This window comes from Streptomyces sp. MP131-18 (assembly GCF_001984575.1).
GTDB classification, from domain to species: Bacteria; Actinomycetota; Actinomycetes; order Streptomycetales; family Streptomycetaceae; genus Streptomyces; species Streptomyces johnsoniae.
This window is the reverse complement of sequence record NZ_LZNS01000001.1, coordinates 3,935,315-3,956,287: the sequence shown is the minus strand read 5'-3', so window position 1 is coordinate 3,956,287 and position 20,973 is coordinate 3,935,315. Positions and strand designations below refer to the sequence as shown.

Sequence of the window (20,973 nt, the reverse complement as noted above, 5' to 3'; positions counted from 1 at the left end):
CACTTCCCATTCCTACGGCACAGCTCTGACATTCTCGCCGAGCGAGGGCCTACGCTACGGCCCACGGACGGCACGACCAACCGGCAGGTCCGGGCGGAGTTATCCACAGGCTATGTGGATGTCAGACCACGCCCTGTGGACTACGGGCCGATTCCTGTGGACAACTCGGCGGACACACCGGCGCGGCCGGCTTCCCGCGCCCCCTCACATGCGCACTGACGTGCACTTTTATCCGCTCGCCCCAAAGCGGCGGCCCGACCGGGCCCGTCTCGGCGGGCTCACGTCAACGACCGCAGACCATCACACCGCAGCCCCGAAGGGTAAGGGCCCATATCCCCTTGCGTCCATTACCTGTGGATGTTTGGATCGGACCATGTCCCCAGCGTCACCGACCGCCGCTCCTCCCGGCCGGAGCCGGCGGAACCGGGCCGCCAGGCAACAGGACCGCGAGATACTCCGGCTCGCCCTGCCCGCCTTCGGCTCCCTCGTCGCCGAGCCGCTGTTCCTCATGGCCGACAGCGCGATGATCGGCCACCTCGGCACCCCGCAGCTCGCCGGACTCGGCGTCGCCGCCGCCCTGCTGACCACCGCCGTCAACGTCTTCGTCTTCCTCGCCTACGCCACCACCGCCGCCGTGGCCCGCAGCGTCGGCGCCCGGGACCTGTCCGCCGCCATCCGCCAGGGCATGGACGGAATCTGGCTCGCCGTCATCCTCGGCGCCGGCCTCGTCGCCTTCCTCCTCCCGGCCGCGCCCGCCCTGGTCGACCTCTTCGGCGCCTCCTCGTCCGCGGCCCCGCACGCCGTCACCTACCTGCGCATCAGCGCGCTCGGCATGCCCGCCATGCTGATCGTCCTCGCCGCGACCGGCGTGCTCCGCGGCCTCCAGGACACCCGCACCCCGCTGTACGTCGCCATCGGCGGCTTCTCCGCCAACATCGCGCTCAACGCCCTGTTCATCTACGGCCTCGACATGGGCATCGCCGGCTCCGCGTGGGGCACCGTGCTCGCCCAGTTCGGCATGGCCGCCGTCTACCTCGTGGTCGTCGTGCGCGGGGCGCGGAAGCACGGCGCGACACTGCGCCCGAGCGCCACCGGCATCCGCGCGAACGCCAGGGCCGGCGTACCGCTGCTGGTGCGGACCGTATCCCTGCGCGGCGTGCTGCTGATCGCCACCTCGGTCGCCGCACGCCTCGGCGACACCGATATCGCGGCCCACCAGATCGCGCTGACCCTGTGGACGCTCCTCGCGTTCGCCCTGGACGCCATCGCCATCGCCGGTCAGGCCATCATCGGCCGCCATCTCGGGGCCGACGACGCCCCGGGCGCCCGCGCGGCCTGTCGGCGCATGGTCGGCTGGGGCGTGGTCGCGGGGGTGGTGCTCGCGGTGCTGGTCGCCGCCGCCAGCCCGTTGATCCTGCGGCTGTTCACCGGCGATCAGGACGTGCGCGACCAGCTGCTTCCGGTGCTGCTCGTGGTGGCGCTGACCCAGCCCGTGGCCGGCGTCGTGTTCGTGCTCGACGGCGTGCTGATGGGCGCGGGCGACGGGCCCTACCTGGCGTGGGCGATGCTGCTGACGCTCGCGGTCTTCGCGCCCGTCGCGCTGCTGGTGCCCGTGGCGGGGGGCGGGATCACCGCCCTGTGGTGGGCCGTCGCGGGGCTGATGATGGGTACCCGGCTGATCACCCTGGCGCTGCGGGCCAGGACCGGCCGCTGGGTGGTCACCGGCGCGGTGCGCGCCTGACTGGGCCGGCGTCCGCGCGGCCGGGCCCCGAGGATCGGGGCCCGGCCGCGGCGGTGCTCACTTGGCGGCTTCCACCTGGATGCCGACGCCGGCGACGACCTCCGGGTGCAGCCGGACCGAGATCCGGTGCGCGCCGAGGCTCTTGATCGGCGTGCTCAGCTCGATGCGGCGCTTGTCCACATCGGGGCCGCCCGCCGACTTGACCGCGGAGACGATGTCGGCCGGGGTGACGGAGCCGAAGAGGCGTCCGCCGGAGCCCGCCCTGACCTTCAGCCGGACGGTCACGCCCTCCAGCTGGGCCTTGACGTCGTTGGCCTGGTCGATCGAGGCGATCTCGCGGATCTTGCGACCGCGGCGGATCTGCTCGACGTCCTTCTCCCCGCCCTTGGTCCAGCGGATCGCCGCCCCGCGGGGCAGCAGGTAGTTGCGGGCGTACCCGTCCTTCACCTCGACGACGTCGCCGGCGGTGCCCAGACCGGAGACCTCACTGGTCAGGATGATCTTCATGACGCTTCGGTCCCCCTTTCCTAGCGAGCGGTGGACGTGTAGGGCAGCAGCGCCATCTCACGGCTGTTCTTCACGGCCGTGGCGACGTCACGCTGGTGCTGGGTGCAGTTGCCGGTGACCCGGCGGGCACGGATCTTGCCACGGTCGGAAATGAACTTCCGCAGCAGATTGGTGTCCTTGTAGTCGACGTAGGAGATCTTCTCCTTGCAGAACACGCAAACCTTCTTCTTCGGCTTGCGCGCGGGCGGCTTCGCCATGGTGTCTCTCCGGTGATGTCAAAAAGAAGTGGGTGCTGGGCGGGGCACGGCCCCGCCCCGCCGCCTAGAAGGGCGGCTCGTCCGAGTAGCCACCGCCGGAACCACCGCCGCCCCAGCCGCCACCGCCGCCGCCCTGCTGGCCGCCTGCCGGGGCACCGGTCGCCCACGGGTCGCCCGCGGGTGCGCCGCCGCCCTGCTGACCGCCCTGCTGACCGCCGCCGGGGCCGCCGCCCCAGCCGCCACCACCGGGGCCGCCGCCCTGGCCGCCGCGGCCCGTGGTCCTGGTGACCTTGGCCGTGGCGTTGCGGAGACTGGCGCCGACCTCGTCGACCTCCAGCTCGAAGACCGTGCGCTTGACGCCCTCCCGGTCCTCGTACGACCGCTGCTTGAGGCGGCCCTGCACGATGACGCGGGTGCCCTTCGTGAGCGACTCCGCGACGTTCTCCGCCGCCTGACGCCAGACCGAGCAGGTGAGGAACAGGCTTTCGCCGTCCCGCCACTCGCTGGTCTGCCGGTCGAAGATCCGCGGCGTGGAAGCGACGCGGAACTTTGCGACTGCCGCCCCGGATGGGGTGAAGCGCAGCTCGGGATCGTCGACCAGGTTGCCGACGACCGTGATGACGGTCTCGCCTGCCATGGGGGTACCTCTCGGCGCGGGTTAACTGCTGATGCTGCGATGATTACTTATGGCACTGACAGTGCTACTCGGCGTCCCGCGCTCAGTGGGTGGCGGGGCGGAGGACCTTCGTCCGCACGACCGACTCGTTCAGGTTGAGCTGCCGGTCGAGCTCCTTGACGACGTCCGGCTCGGCCTGGAGGTCGATGACGGAGTAGATGCCCTCGGGCTTCTTGTTGATCTCGTAGGCAAGACGGCGGCGACCCCAGGTGTCGACCTTCTCCACCTTCCCGTTGCCCTCACGGACGACGGAAAGGAAGCTCTCGATCAGGGGGGCGACGGCGCGCTCCTCGAGATCGGGGTCGAGGATCACCATCAGCTCGTAGTGACGCATGCGAAAACCCACCTCCTCTGGACTCGGGCGGCCACGGACGATCCGTGGCAGGAGGGTCGTGATGCGTTCCGCTCCGGCCGGTCCGCGTGGCCGCGGACCGGAAGGGACGGACAGTACACCGTACCCGCCCCCGGCCTTCCGGTTGAAATCCGGGGCGGGACGGTAGCAATCCGGACAGTCGGGTACACGAGCGGCAACGGGTGGCACGGCGCCGCGCTACCCGTTGCGTTCCGGAGTTCATGAGTCCTGGAGTCCTGGAGGTGCCGTCATGGCTCATCTGGCGCATCCGACGACCTATCTGAACACCGACGGCCGCGCGCACCCGGTGGAGAACCGGTTCGCGACGGCCGCCCTGCTGCTGGGCCTCGTCGCCGTCGCGGCGTCGGTTCTGCCCGGATTGCACCTGGTCAGCAGCTGGGTGGGCCTGGCCGGGATCGGCTTCGGCGCGTGGGCGCAGCTGATCTCCGCGACGACCGGGCAGCGGTTCCTCGCGGTACTCGGCCTGGGGGCCGCGGGCCTCGGGTTCTATCTGGGCATGGCGCACGGCGGCCTGTTCGGCGGCTGGCTCGGCTGACGCAGCCGGGGGGCGGGGCGGCACCGCGGCGTCCCGTGGCGTCGGCCGCGCCGTTAGGCTTCCGGCCAGACCCTGCGATTGACGCCGGAGGAGCCCCCCGTATGAGCCTGACCCTGAGGACCATCAGTCGCGAGCAGCATCTGGCATACATCGGTTCGCTGCCCTCGGCGAGCCACATGCAGGTGCCGGCGTGGGGTGATGTGAAGGCCGAGTGGCGCTCCGAGTCGATCGGCTGGTTCGACCGCGCCGGCCAGCAGGTGGGCGCGGGCCTGGTGCTGTACCGGCAGCTGCCGCGGCTGAAGCGGTACCTGGCGTACCTGCCGGAGGGCCCGGTGATCAACTGGTACGCGCCCAACCTCGATGACTGGCTCAAGCCGATGCTTGCGCACCTCAAGCAGCAGGGCGCGTTTTCGGTGAAGATGGGTCCGCCCGTGGTGATCCGGCGGTGGAACGCCGCCGCGGTGAAGGCCGGCATCCAGAACCCGGACGTGAAGCGGCTACGGGACGTCGAGGCGACGTTCATCGAGCCGCGTGCCTTCGAGGTGGCGGACCGGCTGCGGCGCATGGGCTGGCAGCAGGGCGAGGACGGCGGCGCCGGGTTCGGCGACGTGCAGCCGCGGTACGTGTTCCAGATCCCGCTGCGCGGCCGTTCGCTCGACGAGGTCCACAAGGGCTTCAACCAGCTGTGGCGGCGGAACATCAAGAAGGCCGAGAAGGCCGGCGTCCAGGTCGTGCAGGGCGGCTTCGACGAGCTGCCGGTGTGGCAGCAGCTGTACGAAGTGACGGCGGAGCGGGACAAGTTCCGGCCCCGGCCGCTGATGTACTTCCAGCGCATGTGGCGGGTTCTGAACGAGGAGGACCCGGACCGCATGCGGCTGTACTTCGCCATGCACGAGGGTGAGGCGGTGGCCGCCGCGACCATGCTGATCGTGGGCGGCCATGTGTGGTATTCGTACGGTGCGTCCGCCAATCACAAGCGCGAGGTGCGGCCGTCCAACGCGATGCAGTGGCGCATGTTGCAGGACGCGTACGCGCTCCAGGCGGACGTGTACGACCTGCGGGGTATCGGTGACTCGCTGGAGGACAGCGACCATCTCTTCGGCCTGATCCAGTTCAAGGTGGGGACGGGCGGCGAGGCGGCCGAGTATCTCGGTGAGTGGGACTTCCCGCTGAACAAGTTCCTCCACAAGGCGCTCGACATCTACATGTCGCGGCGCTGACCGTCCACAGGGCTCACGAGAGAAAGGGTCTCACCGGCCATGGCGCTCACCCTTTACGTCGACACCGACCGCTGGCGGGCGCACCAGCGGTCGATTGTGGCTGACTTTCCCGGTCTTGTGCCCGTGTGCAAGGGCAATGGGTACGGATTCGGGCACGACCGGCTCGCGGACGAAGTGTCGCTGCTCGGCCTCGACACGATCGCGGTGGGGACCACCTACGAGGCCGAGGGGATGAAGGACCGCTTCAGCGGCGACATCCTGGTGCTGACCCCGTACCGGCGGAGCGAGGAGCCGGTGCCCCTGCCGGACCGGGTGATCCGTTCGGCGTCCTCGGTCGACGGGGTGTACGGCCTGGTGGGGTCGCGCGTGGTCGTGGAGGTGATGAGCTCGATGCGGCGGCACGGGGTGTCGCCCTCGGACCTGGGGAAGCTCCAGGCGGCGCTCGACGACGTGCGGCTCGAGGGCTTCGCGATCCACCTGCCGCTCGACCGCACGGACGGGACGGACGCGGTGGAGGAGGTCATCGGGTGGATGGACCGGCTGCGCGCGGCGCGGCTGCCGCTGGACAGGATGTACGTGAGCCACCTGACCTCGGAGCAACTTCTGCGGCTGCGGCAGCAGTTCCCGCAGACGACGTTCAAGGCGCGGATCGGCACCCGGCTGTGGCTCGGTGACCACGGGGCGACGGAGTACCGGGGTGCGGTGCTGGACGTGACGCCGGTGGGGAAGGGCGACCGGTTCGGCTACCGGCAGCAGAAGGCGCCGGGGGACGGCTGGCTCGCGGTGGTGGCCGGCGGGACGTCGCACGGCGTGGGCCTTGAGGCACCGAAGGCGCTGCACGGGATGACGTCGCGGGCGAAAGGGATGGCGCGGGCGAGCCTGGCCACCGTGAACCGGAACCTGTCGCCGTTCGTGTGGGACGGGAAGCAGCGGTGGTTCGCGGAGCCGCCGCACATGCAGGTGTCGATCCTGTTCGTGCCGGCGGAGTCGAAGGGGCCGAAGGTCGGGGACGAGTTCAAGGCGATCCTCCGGCACACGACGACGCAGGTGGACCGCCTGATGGACAGCTGAACGGCCCGCGGCGAGACGCGGCCCGCAGCCGAGACGGCGGCAGCCCCGGGATGGGACCGGGGCTGCCGCTTTTCCGTGCGGGCGCCGCGGAGGCGCCACCGTTCCCCTGAACGTGCAGGGGTCCTGGCTCAGTTGTCGCCCTCGCCCCTGATGAACTTCTCGACGTTGTCGCGCGCGACGTCGTCGAAGTGCTGCACGGGCGGGGACTTCATGAAGTAGGAGGAGGCGGAGAGCACCGGGCCGCCGATGCCGCGGTCCTTGGCGATCTTTGCGGCGCGGAGCGCGTCGATGATCACACCCGCGGAGTTGGGGGAGTCCCAGACCTCCAGCTTGTACTCGAGGCTCAGCGGAACGTCGCCGAACGCGCGGCCCTCCAGGCGGACATAGGCCCACTTGCGGTCGTCGAGCCAGGCGACGTAGTCGGAGGGGCCGATGTGCACATTCTTCTCGCCGAGCTCCCGGTGGGGGATCTGGGAGGTGACGGCCTGGGTCTTGGAGATCTTCTTGGACTCCAGCCGGTCGCGCTCCAGCATGTTCTTGAAGTCCATGTTGCCGCCGACGTTCAGCTGCATGGTGCGGTCGAGGATGACGCCGCGGTCCTCGAACAGCTTGGCCATCACGCGGTGGGTGATGGTCGCGCCGACCTGCGACTTGATGTCGTCGCCGACGATCGGGACACCCGCCTCGGTGAACTTGTCGGCCCATTCCTTGGTGCCGGCGATGAAGACCGGCAGGGCGTTGACGAAGGCGACCTTGGCGTCGATCGCGCACTGCGCGTAGAACTTGGCGGCGTCCTCGGAGCCGACGGGCATGTAGCAGACGAGGACGTCGGCCCTGGTGTCCCTGAGGACCTGGACGACGTCGACGGGCTCCTCGTCGGACTCGACGATGGTCTCGCGGTAGTACTTGCCGAGGCCGTCGTGCGTCTCGCCGCGCTGGACGGTCACGCCGGTCGGGGGCACGTCGCAGATCTTGATGGTGTTGTTCTCGCTGGCGCCGATGGCGTCGGTGAGGTCGATGCCGACCTTCTTCGCGTCGACGTCGAAGGCGGCGACGAACTCGATGTCGGAGATGTGGTAATCACCGAACTGGACGTGCATCAGACCCGGGACCCGGGTGTCCGGGGCGGCGTCCTTGTAGTACTCGACGCCCTGTACCAGCGATGCGGCGCAGTTACCCACGCCGGCGATGGCTACGCGAACCGAACCCATTCCGGTTGCTCCCTGTGTGTTCTCGACGTGACCCCGCTTCGTCGCGGGGGTGTTAGGTGGTGGTGTCGTCGGGCGGGCCGGGCCTCGGGCGCTCGGGGGCGCCGTCCGGCGGCCGCTGGTCCCCGTGGTGCGGGGGGTCGCGGTGGTCCCGTCCTTCGCGTTCGCTCTCGATGAGCTCGTTGAGCCAGCGGACCTCGCGTTCCACGGATTCCATGCCGTGCCGCTGGAGTTCGAGGGTGTAGGCGTCCAGCTTCTCCCTGGTGCGGGCCATGGACGCCCGCATCTTGGCCAGACGCTCCTCCAGCCGGCTGCGGCGGCCCTCCAGGACGCGCATGCGCACGTCCCGCGAGGTCTGGCCGAAGAAGGCGAAACGAACGCCGAAGTGCTCGTCCTCCCAGGCGTCCGGGCCGGTCTGGCCCAGCAATTCCTCGAAACGTTCCTTGCCGTCGGCCGTGAGCCTGTAGACGATCTTGGCCCGGCGGTTGGACAGCGCGGTGGCGCGCGGGTCATCCGGGCTGCGGCCCGGCTCCTCGGCCAGCCAGCCCTGCTGCACCAGCGTCTTGAGGCAGGGGTAGAGGGAGCCGTAGCTGAACGCCCGGAAGACGCCGAGCGAGGTGTTGAGCCGTTTCCGCAGCTCATACCCGTGCATCGGCGACTCGCGCAGGAGGCCGAGAACGGCGAACTCCAGGATGCCTGAGCGTCTGCTCACCCGGGAAGTCACCTCCGTTCTCATCCGTCGTGCCGTGCCCTTCGAGCTTAGTGTTGGTGCGATGCATTGAGCCGATGTATCAGCTCGATACATCGACACGATAGAACGGCGGACCGGAGCGGGCAAGCGGCACTTCGGTGAAGGGGGTCACATCTTCGCTTCGTCGAGGGCGTTATGTCCCAATTGTTCGCCACGCAAAGAAAGATGGCGCTTTGGGGCTGCGTAGTCTTTAGCCCGTGCAGACCACCGTGGCCGGGAACCCAGCGATGACAGTCCTCGTCATCGTTCTAGGTGCAGTGCGCCCGGACTCGTGGCCGGATCGCACATCGGGGGACTGGATGCCACCTGAAGTACCTGCCCCAACCAGGCGATTGTGTCTGTCCGAGGAGTAGCTGTCCCATGAGCGAGCACCGTCGCAAGCCACCGCAGTCCCGCGGTCGCCGGGCCGCGGGGTCGTCCGGGCGGCGGGCCGGCCCGCCGCCCGTGCCCCCCGCGGACGACGCCCAGCGGACCGGCGAAACGCCGGAGCGGCCGTACGGCAGCCGTGCCGAGGCCCGCCGCGCCACACAGCGCGGCAGCGGTGGCCGCCGCCGGGCGGCCAGTTCGGCCGAAGGCACGACCAGGGCCGCGCGGCGGCGCGGGGAAGCCCCGTCGAAGAAGCGCTTCATCGACTACCCGCGCTCGGGCTACCGCGGCCTGCGGCGCTGGGTGCCGTCGTGGAAGCAGGTGCTCGGCTCGTGCGTGGCCTTCATGGGCCTGATGATGGGGCTGGTCGGCATCGCGTACGCGATGACCGAGATCCCTGACCCGAATGACGTCGCCACCCAGGAGACCAACGTCTACTACTGGGCCAGCGGCGAGCGGATGGTGGTCTCCGGCGAGAGCAATGTGAACCGGCAGAATCTGGACCTGAGCGATATCCCCGAGGCCATGCAGGACTCGGTGATCTCCGCGGAGAACGCCAGCTTCTATTCCGATCCCGGCATCGACCTCATGGGCATCGGCCGCGCCATGCTCAACATGGCCCGCGGCGGCGACGTGCAGTCGGGCTCGACGATCACCCAGCAGTACGTGAAGAACATGTACCTCACCCAGGACCAGACGATAGAGCGGAAGGCGCGCGAGCTGCTGCTGTCGGTCAAGGTGGGCGCCGAGGTCTCCAAGGACGACATCCTGGAGGGCTACCTCAACACCTCGGACTTCGGCCGCGGCGCCCTGGGCATCCAGGCCGCCGCCCAGGCGTACTACGGCAAGGACGCTATCGACCTCACGGACAGCGAGGCCGCGTTCATGACCTCGCTGCTGAAGGGCCCGGCGCTGTACGACCCGTACGTCGGCGGCGGCGGCGACGAGGTCAACGACCGCAACGAGGAGAACGTCGAGCGTGCCACGGAGCGCTGGTCCTGGGTGCTCGACCGGCGGGTCGAGGTCGGCGAGCTGAGCGCCACCGACCGGCAGGCCATCGACGAGGAGGGCTTCCCGATGCCGGACCCGCCCACCCCGGCGATGGAGAAGGCCGGGCAGATCGGCTACCTGACGAACCTGGCGGATCAGTACCTGATCAGCCAGGGCATCACGACCAGGGAGGATCTGGACAAGGGCGGCTTCCAGATCCACACCACGTTCGACGAAGACATGATGAACCAGATGGAAGCGGCCGTGGTGGGGGTGCAGGAGGAGCACATCGACCCCGAGGAGCGCGACGAGGACCGGCACGTCCAGTTCGGCGGCGCCGCGGTGGTCCCCGGCGACGGCGCCATCGTGGCGATCTACGGCGGCGAGGACTACACCCAGCACTTCGTCAACAACGCGGACAACCCGGCGGCCCAGGTGGGCTCCACGTTCAAGCCCTTCGTGCTCGCGGCGGCGATGAGCGAGGGCGTGCGGGACCCGGAGGGCCCCGCCACACAGGACGAGGACCAACGCACGCCGATCTCGCCGGAGAGCGAGTACCGCAGCGAGGACATGCTGCCGATCATGAATTACAACGGCGAGCCGGTCCTGGTGGAGAACGCGGAGACGGGCGAGGACGAGGAGTGGCGCCAGGCCAACTTCGAGGGCAAGACGCAGGGCGACCTGAGCATCCGGGAGGCCATGGAGATCTCGGCCAACGCGCCGTTCGTGCAACTGGGCATGGACGTCGGCCCTGCCACGGTCCGGGATGTCGCCGAGAGCGCGGGGCTGCTGCCGGACAGTCTGGGCAAGGCCGACGACACCGTGCCGACGTTCGCGCTCGGTGTCTCGACGCCCGGACCGATCCGCATGGCGACGGCCTACGCCACCTTCGCCGCCAGCGGTGAGCAGGCCGATCCGTACTCGGTGACCAGCGCGGAGAACAGCCGGCTCGGCATCAGCTACGAGCACGAGTCCCAGACCGAGCAGGCGTTCGATTCCGCGGTCGCGGACAACGTCACGGATGTGCTGACCGAGGTCGTCGAGGGCGACGAGGGCAGCGGCCGGGACGCACAGGCGCTGGGCCGCCCCGTCGCGGCGAAGACCGGCACCACCGACGACAACAAGAGCGCGTGGTTCGTCGGCTACACCCCCCAGTTGTCGACGGCCATCGGTATGTGGCGCATGCCCGACTCCCAGGAGGAGCTGGTCGGCGACGAGCAGATGGGCTTCATGTCCATGTACGACACCGCGGGCATGGAGCGGATCAACGGTGGTTCGCTGCCGCTGGACGTGTGGCTGGCCTTCATGCAGGAGGCCACCGCGGACCACCCGGTCGAGGACTTCCCCGAGCCCTCGGACATCGGCGAGATGCACCGCGGCACCGGCGTCGAGCCGCCGCCCCCGCCGACGCCGACGGACGATCCGACCGAGGAACCGACCGAGGAACCGACCGAGGAGCCGACGGACGAGCCGACCGAGGAGCCGACGGAGGAGCCGACCGAGCCGGAGGACCCGACGCCGTCGGACGAGCCGACGGAGCCGTGCAACGACTGGGACCCGACCTGCGACGACGGTGGTCAGGACGGCGGCCCGGGCGGTGACCCGACCGACGACCCGACCGACGAGCCGACCGACCCGGGCGAGACCGACGACGGGGGCGCGTGGTTCGGCGGCAGAGCCGGATAGCTGCCCCTGCCGCCCCGGGGTGGGGCCGTGCGGCAGGATGAGGACATGGCGCATCCGAACCCGCGAGCGGACGTACGGCCCACCCGGCACGACGAAGTGGCCGCCGCCGGCAGCGAGCTGATCGGCGGCCCCGCCGGCCGGCGGGCCGTGCCCGCCGGCGGCCGGTGGACGCCGGTCCGGATCGTCGCCCTGGTGATGATCGGAATGTTCGCCCTCGGCATGGTGCAGAAGGCGCCCTGCTACGACAGCGGCTGGTTCAGCGGCCCGACCGACCAGTACACCCACGCCTGCTACTCCGACATCCCGCACCTGTACCAGGGCCGCGGCTTCGCGAACGGCGTCATTCCCTACTACGAGTCCATCCCCGCCGAGCTGTCCGGCGGCATGGAGTTCCTCGAATACCCGGTCCTCACCGGCCTGTTCATGCAGATCGCCGACTGGCTGACCCCGGGCGGCACCACGGACCCGTCCCCGGCACAGACCTACTGGCTGGTGAACGCGGCGCTCCTGATGATCTGCGCCGTCGTCATCGCCGTCTGCGTGACCCGCATCCACCCCCGCAGGCCCTGGGACGGGCTGCTGGTCGCCATGGCCCCGGCCCTGGCCCTCACCGCCACCATCAACTGGGACCTGCTGGCCGGTGCGCTCACGTGCGCCGCGCTGCTGATGTGGTCACGCAGCCGCCCGTTCGCCGCCGGTATCCTCCTCGGCCTGGCCACCGCGGCCAAGCTCTATCCGGTTCTGCTGCTCGGTCCGCTGCTCGTACTGTGCTGGCGGGCCGGACGATGGCGCCCGTTCCTCGCCTCGGCCGCGGGAGCCGTCGGTGCCTGGCTGGCGGTCAATCTGCCGGTGATGATCCCGGCCCCGGAGGGCTGGGCGAAGTTCTACACCTTCAGCGAGGAACGCCCCGTCGATTTCGGCTCGCTGTGGCTGATCATCAAGCAGCGCACCGACACGGAGCTGGACGGCGTGAACGCCTTGGCCACCGGCCTCGTCGTCCTCGGCTGCGCCGCCATCGCGGCGCTCGCCCTCGCGGCCCCCCGCCGGCCGCGGCTGGCTCAGCTCGCGTTCCTCGTCGTGGCCCTGTTCATCCTGACCAACAAGGTCTACTCCCCGCAGTACGTGCTGTGGCTGGTCCCGCTGGCCGTCCTGGCCCGCCCGCGCTGGCGGGACTTCCTGATCTGGCAGGGCTGCGAGGTGCTGTACTTCCTCGGCATCTGGATGTACCTGGCCTATCTGAACAGCGAGGATCAGCAGGGGCTCGCCCCCGGCGGCTACCAACTCGCCATCCTGCTCCACCTTTTGGGCACGCTCTACCTGTGCGCGATGGTCGTTCGCGATGTGCTCAGGCCGGAGAACGACCCGATCCGGCGCGATGGCTCCGACGACCCCGGTGGGGGCGTACTCGACGGTGCCGAGGATGTCTTCACGCTCCGTCCCCGCCATGACCGGCCGCCCGCCCCCACCGCGTTCGTCGACTGGGGCGTCACCGGGCGCACCCTGCCCACCCCCGGCTCCGGCCGCCCGATCCCCCCGGATGACGTTTCACGTGAAACATGAGAGACAGGGGCCCGAACGCTCCTCGGCCGTCGCTGATCTCCGCGCCCTGCTGCGCTTCCCGGGCTTCCGGAAGCTGCTGACCGTCCGCCTGCTGTCGCAGTTCACGGACGGCGTCTTCCAAGTCGGCCTGGCCACCTACGTGGTGTTCGGGCCGGAGCAGGAGACCTCTCCCGCGGACATCGCCGCCGCGATGGCGGTCCTGCTGCTCCCGTACTCCCTCCTCGGCCCCTTCGCCGGTGTGCTCCTGGACCGGCTGCGCCGCCGCCAGGTGCTGTTCCATGGAAACCTCCTGCGCAGCGTTCTGGCCGCGGGCACGTGTGCCCTGGTCGTGGCCGACGTGCCGGACTGGCTGTTCTACCTTTCGGCGCTCTCGGTCACCGCGGTCAACCGCTTCATCCTGGCCGGGCTGTCCGCCGGCCTGCCCCGCGTCGTGGACCGCGAGCGGCTGGTGGTCGCCAACTCCCTCTCCCCCACGGCCGGGACGCTCGCCGCCACGGTGGGCGGCGGCGCGGCTTTCGTCGTGCAGTTCCTGGGCGGCAGCCAGGGCGCGGACGACGCGCTGGCCCTGGGCCTGGCCGGCGTGCTGTACCTGCTGGCCGGTCTGTCCGCACTCCGCATGAGCCGGGACCAACTGGGCCCGGAGGCCGACGCGGTCCAGCCGCGCTTCGGCGCGGCAGTCGCGGGCACCGCGCGCGGACTGGCTGCGGGGCTGCGCCACCTGACCGTCCGGCCGCTGGCCGCGTGGACGCTGGGCGCGCTGGGCATGATGCGCTTCTGCTACGGGGCTCTGCTCGTGACCGTCCTCATGCTCTGCCGCCACGCCTGGTCGGACGGCACGGGCGACGGGGACGGGATGGCCTGGCTGGGTGTGGCCGTCGCCGTATCAGGGGCCGGCTTTTTCGTGGCCGCCGTGATCTCGCCGTGGATGGTCGGCCGGCTCGGCACCCTGGGCTGGTTCGTGCTGTGCGCGGCCCTGGCGGCGGCGCTCGTTCCGGCGCTCGGGCTGTGGTTCCGGCCGGTGCCGGTGATGATCGCGGCCTTCGTGCTCGGGCTGGTGTCGCAGGGCTCGAAGATCGTGACGGACACGGTGGTGCAGTCCTCGGTGGACGATGCCTACCGCGGCCGGGTGTTCTCCCTCTACGACATGCTCTTCAACATCGCATTCGTGGGCGCCGCCGGTGTCGCCGCGCTGATGCTGCCCCCGGACGGACGCTCGGCCGTGCTGCTCCTCACCGTTGCGGTGCTCTACGGCGCGACGGCGGTCGCGGTGCAGGGGCTGCGCCGCTCGCTTGTTTCACGTGAAACAGTGCGGGCGACGACGGGCTGAGAGCCGGCCGCCGCCCATGCCTCATTGCTGGGTGGTCCACCAGTCCTTGAGCGCGGCGACCGCGGCCTCGTGCTCCATGGGTCCGTTCTCCATCCGCAGCTCCAGCAGTTGGCGGTAGGCCCGGCCGATCTCCGGCCCCGGGCCGATGCCGAGGATTTCCATGATGTCGTTGCCGTTGAGGTCCGGACGGATGGCGTCCAGCTCCTCCTGCTGCTTGAGCTGCTCGATGCGCTCCTCCAGGCTGTCGTAGGCCCGGGAGAGCGCCAGCGCCTTGCGCCGGTTCCGCGTGGTGCAGTCGGAACGGGTCAGCTTGTGCAGCCGGCTCAGCAGCGGCCCCGCGTCCCGGACGTAGCGGCGCACGGCCGAATCGGTCCACTCGCCGGTGCCGTAGCCGTGGAAGCGCAGATGCAGCTCGACCAGCCGGGCCACGTCCTTGATGATCTCGTTCGGATACTTCAGCCGCGCCAGCCGCTGCTTGACCATCTTCGCGCCGACCACCTCATGGTGGTGGAACGAGACCCGGCCGTCCTTCTCGAAGCGGCGCGTCTTCGGCTTGCCGATGTCATGGAGCAGGGCCGACAGCCGCAGCACCAGGTCGGGCGCGCCGTCCTCCAGATCGATCGCCTGCTCCAGAACCGTCAGGCTGTGCTCGTAGACGTCCTTGTGCCGATGGTGCTCGTCCCGCTCCAGCCGGAGCGCCGGTACCTCGGGCAGCACCCGCTCCGCGAGCCCGGTCTCGACCAGCAGCGTGATGCCCTTGCGCGGATGGTCACCGAGAAGAAGCTTGTTCAGCTCGTCCCGGACCCGCTCCGCGGAAACGATGTCGATCCGGTCCGCCATGTCCGACATCGCGGCCAGCACGGGCTCGGCCACGGCGAAATCCAGCTGCGCGGCGAAGCGCGCGGCCCGCATCATGCGCAGCGGGTCGTCGGAAAAGGAGTCCTCGGGGGTGCCGGGGGTGCGCAGCACCCGCTGCGCGAGGTCGGCGAGGCCGTTGTGCGGGTCGATGAACTCCTTGCGCGGCAGCGCGACAGCCATGGCGTTGACCGTGAAGTCCCGGCGCAGCAGATCCTCCTGGAGGGAGTCGCCGTAAACGACCTCCGGCTTGCGGGAGCTGCGGTCGTAGGCTTCCGACCGGTAGGTGGTGATCTCCAGCTGGTACCCCTCGTCACCGGCCTCGTCCGGCGCGGCCTTGCGGCAGCCGATCGTGCCGAAGGCGATGCCGACCTCCCATACCGCGTCCGCCCACGGCCGGACGATACGCAGGACGTCCTCGGGCCTGGCATCGGTGGTGAAGTCCAGGTCGTTGCCGAGCCGCCCCAGGAGGGCGTCGCGCACCGAGCCGCCGACCAGGGCCAGTGAGAACCCGGCGCGGGCGAAGCGCGCCGCCAGATCGTCGGCGATGGGGGAGACCCGCAGCAGCTCGCCCACGGCCTGCCGCTGCGCCGTTCCAAGTCCGGGCGCGGCCTGACGGAGCTGAGTTTCATTCCTGTCGTTCGGCACAACAGCACAGCGTACGTGGCCCGGACGGGCCGCGGGCTCCCCCGGGGGGCCACCGGTCCTGGACACTCCGCAAGACCGATCATCGTTACCATGAGGGCCGGTTGCGAACGAGGGATTGGGGCTGGCGCGTGACAGTGTCGGGGAAGCGGCGGCGTGATGCGGCACGCCGCCGACGACAGCGGCTCTCCTCTCTGCTCGCCGTGATCATCGGGTTCCCGATGCTGACCGGGCTCGGCCCCGCGTCGGCGACAGCCGCCCCCTCCGCCCCCGTCCAGGAGATCGGCACCGGCAACCGCACGGCGACCATCTCGATCACCGATCTCGGCCCCGCGGTGCCCGACGAGGACGACACCCTGACCATCCGCGGCACTGTCACCAACGACGGGGCCTCCCCCATCGTGAACGGCACGGTCGACGCCAGGAGCGGCGTGCTGCTGTCCGGTCGCAGCGCCATCGACGAGGCGGTCCCCCGCACCGGCCACGACGCGGCGACCGGCACGATAGTGTCCGGCCACGGCCAGGACCTGCCGACCATCGCGCCGGGCATGTCCGCGACCTTCTCGCTTCAGGTCCCCGTCTCCGCCCTCTCGCTGGGCGCGGACGGCGTGTACGAGCTGGGCGTGGGGCTGACCGGGCAGACCGAGACCGAGCGATGGGACATCCTGCTCGGCGTCGGCCGGACCCTGCTGCCCTGGCAGCCGGACGCGGCGGACTCCGAGGGCGCCCAGACCGACCTCTCCGTGCTGTGGCCGCTGATCTCGACCACGCATCTGACCTCGCAGACGGGCGCGGACGAGGAGCAGACCCCCGCTTTCCGCGACGACTCGCTGCTCGGGGAGATCTCCCCCGGCGGCCGGCTGGACCAGATGGTCTCGCTGGGCGCCGACCTGCCGGTGACGTGGGTGGTCGACCCCGACCTGCTGGCCTCGGTGGACGCCATGACGGAGCCGTACCAGGTCTACGACGGAGATCGGCTGGTCGACGGGGACGGGCAGGAGGAGGCCAGGGCCTGGCTCAGGAAGCTCCAGGAGGCCGTCCAGGGCAACGAGGTCGTCGCGCTCCCCTTCGCCGACCCCGACCTGGCCTCGCTCGCCCACCAGGGGAAGGACGTGCTCGGCGCGCTGGGGCAGCTGGCCAAGGCGACCGAGACCGCCGAGGTAACGGTGGAGACCGTCCTCGACGTGGACGCGAGCACCGACTTCGCCTGGCCTGTGGAAGGAGCCATCGACCCGTCCATCGTGTCCGTGGCCACCTCGGCCGGGGCACACCACGTCATCGCCCGCAGCGACAGCCTGCGTCCCGGAGACCTGAGCTACACGCCTTCCGCCGCACGGCCCATCGGTGGCGGCACCACGGCCGTCGTGGCCGACGCCAGGCTGTCCACCCTGTTCGAGGGCGACATGACCGGCACCGCCGAAGCCCGCCTGGCGGAGCAGCAGTTGCTGTCCCAGACGCTGGCGATCACCCAGCAGGACCCGGCGAACGAACGCAGCGTGGTGCTGGCACCGCAGCGCATGCCGACCGCGGCACAGGCCCAGGCGATGGCCGATGCGCTCCTCGCGCTGCGGGACTCCGCGGACTGGGTCCACTTCACGGATCTCACACAGGCCGCGCAGGCCACCCCCGACCCGGCCGCCAATCAGGAAGTGCCACCCGCGGCGGACTACCCGCAGGAGCTGCGCGAACAGGAGCTGCCCACCAGCGCGTTCCAGGCGATGCGCGAGACGCAGCGCACGCTGGAGGACTTCCAGGTCATCCTGACGCGTGACGACCGCGTCGCGACCCCGTTCGGGAACGCGATACGCCGCGAGATGTCGACGTCCTGGCGGGGCAACGAGGACGACGCCGCCGCGTACCGGGAGACCGTGCAGGACGGTCTGACCGGTCTCACCGAACGAGTGCATCTGATCCCGAAGTCCCCCGTCACCCTCTCCGGGCGCAGCGCGACGATTCCGGTCACCGTGCAGAACAACCTGGTGCAGGACGTGCACAACCTGGAGTTGCGGCTGACGTCGAGCAGGACACTGGGGCTCGAGGTCGGTGAGGAGCAGGAGATCGTCGTCAGCGGCGGGCACAGCCAGTCGGTCAAGTTCTCCGCGACGGCCCGCGCCAACGGCAGGACGTTCCTGGAAGCCCAGCTCTACACGCCCGACAACAAGCCCTACGGGGACCCCATCCAGTTCCAGGCGAGCGTCACGTCCATCACCTCGAACGTCATGATGGTGATTGCCGGCGGGCTGCTGCTCGTGGTGCTGGCCGGAATCCGGATGTACACGCAGCGCAAGCGCGCTGCGCGGGAGCCCGCCGGGGTAGGAGCGGAGGGTGAGAGTTCCACGGGTGAGACCGGCGCCGACACCAGCGCCGACACCACCGGAGGCCGTGCCCGGGGTGAGAGGCTGGACTCCGACGAGTGAGCTGCCGGCCGGGACGTCCGCACCGGCCCGTGAACCAAAGGTGGGGTAGCGATGCATGCGCCATACGACCGTGAACGCGGCCAGGCGCCGGGTGGCGGCGACCCGTCCGGCTGGCAGGGGGACCAGCAGGGGCACCCGGACCACCAGGGGCACCACGGTCATCAAGGCCACCACGGTCATCACCCCCATCAGGGGCACCAGGGGCACCAGGGGCAGCATCCCTATCAGCCGCCCTACGAGCCCCCGAACTATCAGCAACCTCCCGGCTACGATCCGGCCGCGCACGACCCGGCGGGCTACGACCCGGCCGGGTACGGGCCCACGCCGCCCCAGCCGCCCATGTACGATCCGCACGCCTACGGGCCACCGCAGGGCTACGGACCGGGCCCGTACGACCCGCGCGGCTACGGCCCACCCGGGTACCAGCCGCCCGTCTACGATCCGCAGGGCTATGACCCGCAGGGCTATGCCGCGCAGGGGTATGCCGCGCAGGGGTACGACCCGGCGCAGCAGCAGCGCCCCTACGACCCGTACCTCGCGGACAGCTACCACCACGACCCGTACGCTGGCCGGGACCCGCTGGCGCAGGACCCGGTCGGGGACGCGCTGTACGACCGGGCCGCGCACCCGCCGCCCCCGCCGGGCAGCGTCCCCGACCCGTCGGCCCTCTACCACCAGCCGCAGCCCGCGCCCTACGCGCCGGACCCGCAGCGCTGGGCGCCCACGCCCGCGCCAGAGCCCGACGCCGTCTCCCGCCACTTCCCGCACGGGGACGATGCCGCCACCACCCAGTTCACGGGTATCGACGGGCTGATGAACAAGGCGGGCGAGGCGCCAGGACCGTACCGCAGGGGCGGGGAACAGCCGCCGGTGGACGACGCGTTCGCCCACCTGTTCCGCGACCAGCAGACCGGCCCGGCCCGGCACATGCCGCCCGGCGGGCAGCCACCGGAGCGGCGGCCGCCCGAGCCGCGGCAGCAGGAGCCCGCCCCGGAGCCGGTGCCCACGCCGAAGAAGTCCGGCCGGGCCGGCGGGTTCCTGCGGTCCAGCGCCATCATGGCCGCAGGCACGCTGGTCTCCCGGGCCACCGGTTTCGTGCGCCAGCTGGTCCTCGTGGCCGCCCTCGGCTCCGCGGTGCTCGGCGACACCTACACCGTCGCCTGGAACCTGCCGAACATGATCTACATCCTGATCATCGGTGGCGGGCTGAACTCCGTGTTCGTGCCGCAGCTGGTCCGGGCCATGAAGAACGACCAGGACGGCGGCGAGGCGTTCGCCAACCGGCTGCTGACCCTGGTGATGGTCCTCCTCGGCGCACTCCTCATCGTGGCCGTGCTGGCCGCCCCACTGCTGGTGCGGACGATGTCCGCCTCCTTCGCGGACGACCCGGCCGCCAACGAGGTCACGGTCACCTTCACCCGCTACTTCCTGCCCACGATCTTCTTCATGGGCGTGCACGTCGTCCTCGGACAGATCCTCAACGCGCGCGGCAGCTTCGGACCGATGATGTGGACCCCGGTCCTCAACAACATCGTCGTGATCTTCACCTTCGGCATGTTCCTGTGGGTCTACGGCACCCAGCGCACCTCGGGCGTCAGCGTCACCACCATCACGCCCGAGGGCGTCCGCCTGCTCGGCATCGGCACCCTCCTCGGCCTGGTGGTCCAGGCCCTGGCCCTGATCCCCTACCTGCGGGCGGCCGGCTTCCGCATGCGGCTGCGCTTCGACTGGCGCGGCAAGGGCCTCGGCAAGGCCGCCGCCATGGCCAAGTGGACCGTGCTGTTCGTCCTCGCCAACCACGCGGGCCTGATCGTCGTCACGCAGATCGCCACCCGCGCCGGTGAGAACGCGGCCGAGGCCGGGCACCCGGGCACCGGCATCATCGCCTACAGCAGCGCCCTGCTGATCTGGCAGATGCCGCAGGCCATCATCACCGTGTCCCTCATGGCGGCCCTGCTGCCGAGGCTTTCCCGCTCCGCCGCCGACGGCGACACCGCGGCCGTCCGCGACGACCTCTCCCAGGGGCTGCGGACATCGGCCGTGGCGATCGTGCCGATCGCGTTCGCGTTCGTCGCGCTCGGCGTCCCGATGTGCATGCTGCTGTTCGGCACCGCCGACGGGGCCCGGTCGTTCGGCTACATCCTCATGGCCTTCGGTCTCGGCCTGATCCCCTACTCGGCCCAGTACGTCGTGCTCCGCGCGTTCTACGCCTACGAGGACACCCGCACGCCGTTCTACAACACCGTCGCCGTCTCGGCCTGCTGGATCGTGCTGTCCGGGATCTGCTTCTTCGTCCTGCCCGACCGGTGGGTCGTGGCCGGGGTGGCCTTCAGCTACGGCATCGCGTACAGCCTCGGCGTGCGCATCGCCTGGCGCCGACTGCGCAGCCGCATGGCGGCCGACCTGGACGGCGCCCGCGTCGTGCGCACGTACATCCGCCTGGCGGGTGCGAGCGTCCCGGCGGCCCTGCTCGGCGGCGCCGCCGGCTTCGCGGTCCTGCGGGCCCTGGGCGAGACGATGCTGGGCTCCCTGGCCGCCCTGTCGGTGGGCGGGCTGGTGCTGCTCGGCGTGTTCTACGTCGCCGCCCGCCGCATGCGCGTCCAGGAACTGACCGCGCTCGTCGGCATGGTGCGCGCCCGGTTGGGCCGCTGAGCGCCCTCAAGGACTGATCGCCGCAGGACAAGCCCACTGCCGACACCCGACCGCCACATGCCGTACAACCTCGGCCCGTACTCACATGTCGTGCAGGGTGACGGACTACCGGCACAATGAGTCTGGCAGTGTCAAG

Annotated in this window: 16 protein-coding genes; 9 read left to right on the top strand and 7 right to left on the bottom strand. The window is 70.5% G+C overall.

The window, feature by feature from the left end; all coding sequences use genetic code 11:
• The first annotated feature begins 373 nt into the window (after positions 1–373).
• Entirely contained in the window at positions 374–1,741 is a 1,368-nt protein-coding gene (locus STBA_RS17690; protein WP_077060174.1) for an MATE family efflux transporter, read from the top strand.
• Positions 1,742–1,798: 57 nt separating this feature from the next.
• On the opposite strand, the gene rplI is transcribed toward STBA_RS17690, so the two are convergent.
• From rplI to rpsF, 4 genes are all read right to left on the bottom strand, one after another.
• On the bottom strand, positions 1,799–2,248 hold the full coding sequence (gene rplI, locus STBA_RS17685; protein ID WP_077060173.1) for a 50S ribosomal protein L9: 450 nt from the start codon (positions 2,246–2,248) through the stop codon (positions 1,799–1,801).
• Positions 2,249–2,268: 20 nt separating this feature from the next.
• Complete coding sequence (rpsR, locus tag STBA_RS17680; protein WP_003978893.1) at positions 2,269–2,505, bottom strand: 30S ribosomal protein S18; 237 nt, start codon at positions 2,503–2,505, stop codon at positions 2,269–2,271.
• 64 nt (positions 2,506–2,569) lie between these two features.
• Positions 2,570–3,142 carry a single-stranded DNA-binding protein gene (locus tag STBA_RS17675; protein WP_077060172.1) on the bottom strand — a complete coding sequence of 191 codons (573 nt, stop codon included), beginning with the start codon at positions 3,140–3,142 and terminating at the stop codon, positions 2,570–2,572.
• A gap of 82 nt (positions 3,143–3,224) precedes the next feature.
• Positions 3,225–3,515, bottom strand: a complete 291-nt coding sequence (gene rpsF / locus STBA_RS17670; protein WP_077060171.1) for a 30S ribosomal protein S6 — start codon at positions 3,513–3,515, stop codon at positions 3,225–3,227.
• Positions 3,516–3,783: 268 nt separating this feature from the next.
• Here rpsF and STBA_RS17665 point away from each other — a divergent pair, with 268 nt between their 5' ends.
• The 3 genes from STBA_RS17665 (at position 3,784) to STBA_RS17655 (ending at position 6,380) form a co-directional block, all read left to right on the top strand.
• Positions 3,784–4,089, top strand: coding sequence for a hypothetical protein (locus tag STBA_RS17665; protein ID WP_077060170.1), 306 nt, complete (start codon positions 3,784–3,786; stop codon positions 4,087–4,089).
• A 101-nt stretch (positions 4,090–4,190) separates the two neighbouring features.
• Positions 4,191–5,309: a peptidoglycan bridge formation glycyltransferase FemA/FemB family protein gene (locus STBA_RS17660; protein ID WP_077060169.1), complete on the top strand. Its 1,119-nt coding sequence runs from the start codon at positions 4,191–4,193 to the stop codon at positions 5,307–5,309.
• Positions 5,310–5,348: 39 nt separating this feature from the next.
• Positions 5,349–6,380: an alanine racemase gene (locus STBA_RS17655; protein ID WP_077060168.1), complete on the top strand. Its 1,032-nt coding sequence runs from the start codon at positions 5,349–5,351 to the stop codon at positions 6,378–6,380.
• A gap of 128 nt (positions 6,381–6,508) precedes the next feature.
• Here the strand turns inward: STBA_RS17655 and STBA_RS17650 are convergent, their stop codons facing one another.
• Both STBA_RS17650 and STBA_RS17645 read right to left on the bottom strand, forming a co-directional pair.
• Positions 6,509–7,591 (bottom strand): inositol-3-phosphate synthase, encoded by a 1,083-nt coding sequence (locus STBA_RS17650; protein ID WP_077060167.1) that lies wholly within the window; start codon positions 7,589–7,591, stop codon positions 6,509–6,511.
• Positions 7,592–7,643: 52 nt separating this feature from the next.
• Complete coding sequence (locus tag STBA_RS17645; protein ID WP_077060166.1) at positions 7,644–8,300, bottom strand: PadR family transcriptional regulator; 657 nt, start codon at positions 8,298–8,300, stop codon at positions 7,644–7,646.
• A gap of 399 nt (positions 8,301–8,699) precedes the next feature.
• On the opposite strand from STBA_RS17645, the gene STBA_RS17640 reads away from it, so the two are divergent.
• The 3 genes from STBA_RS17640 to STBA_RS17630 are packed head-to-tail and all read left to right on the top strand — an operon-like array spanning position 8,700 to position 14,268.
• A complete protein-coding gene (locus tag STBA_RS17640; RefSeq protein WP_077060165.1) occupies positions 8,700–11,381 on the top strand; it encodes a transglycosylase domain-containing protein in 2,682 nt (893 codons plus the stop codon).
• 45 nt (positions 11,382–11,426) lie between these two features.
• Entirely contained in the window at positions 11,427–12,941 is a 1,515-nt protein-coding gene (locus STBA_RS17635; RefSeq protein ID WP_079251990.1) for a glycosyltransferase 87 family protein, read from the top strand.
• Positions 12,931–14,268: an MFS transporter gene (locus tag STBA_RS17630; protein WP_253194805.1), complete on the top strand. Its 1,338-nt coding sequence runs from the start codon at positions 12,931–12,933 to the stop codon at positions 14,266–14,268. The genes STBA_RS17635 and STBA_RS17630 overlap by 11 nt, the downstream gene beginning before the upstream one ends.
• A 21-nt stretch (positions 14,269–14,289) precedes the next feature.
• Here STBA_RS17630 and STBA_RS17625 read toward each other — a convergent pair whose 3' ends face one another.
• Positions 14,290–15,771, bottom strand: coding sequence for a CCA tRNA nucleotidyltransferase (locus STBA_RS17625; RefSeq protein WP_077060163.1), 1,482 nt, complete (start codon positions 15,769–15,771; stop codon positions 14,290–14,292).
• 128 nt (positions 15,772–15,899) lie between these two features.
• Between STBA_RS17625 and STBA_RS17620 the strand changes: the two genes are divergently transcribed.
• Both STBA_RS17620 and murJ read left to right on the top strand, forming a co-directional pair.
• Positions 15,900–18,185 carry a DUF6049 family protein gene (locus STBA_RS17620; protein ID WP_077060162.1) on the top strand — a complete coding sequence of 762 codons (2,286 nt, stop codon included), beginning with the start codon at positions 15,900–15,902 and terminating at the stop codon, positions 18,183–18,185.
• Positions 18,186–18,236: 51 nt separating this feature from the next.
• Positions 18,237–20,837, top strand: coding sequence for a murein biosynthesis integral membrane protein MurJ (gene murJ, locus STBA_RS17615; protein WP_171987724.1), 2,601 nt, complete (start codon positions 18,237–18,239; stop codon positions 20,835–20,837).
• Positions 20,838–20,973 lie beyond the last annotated feature (136 nt).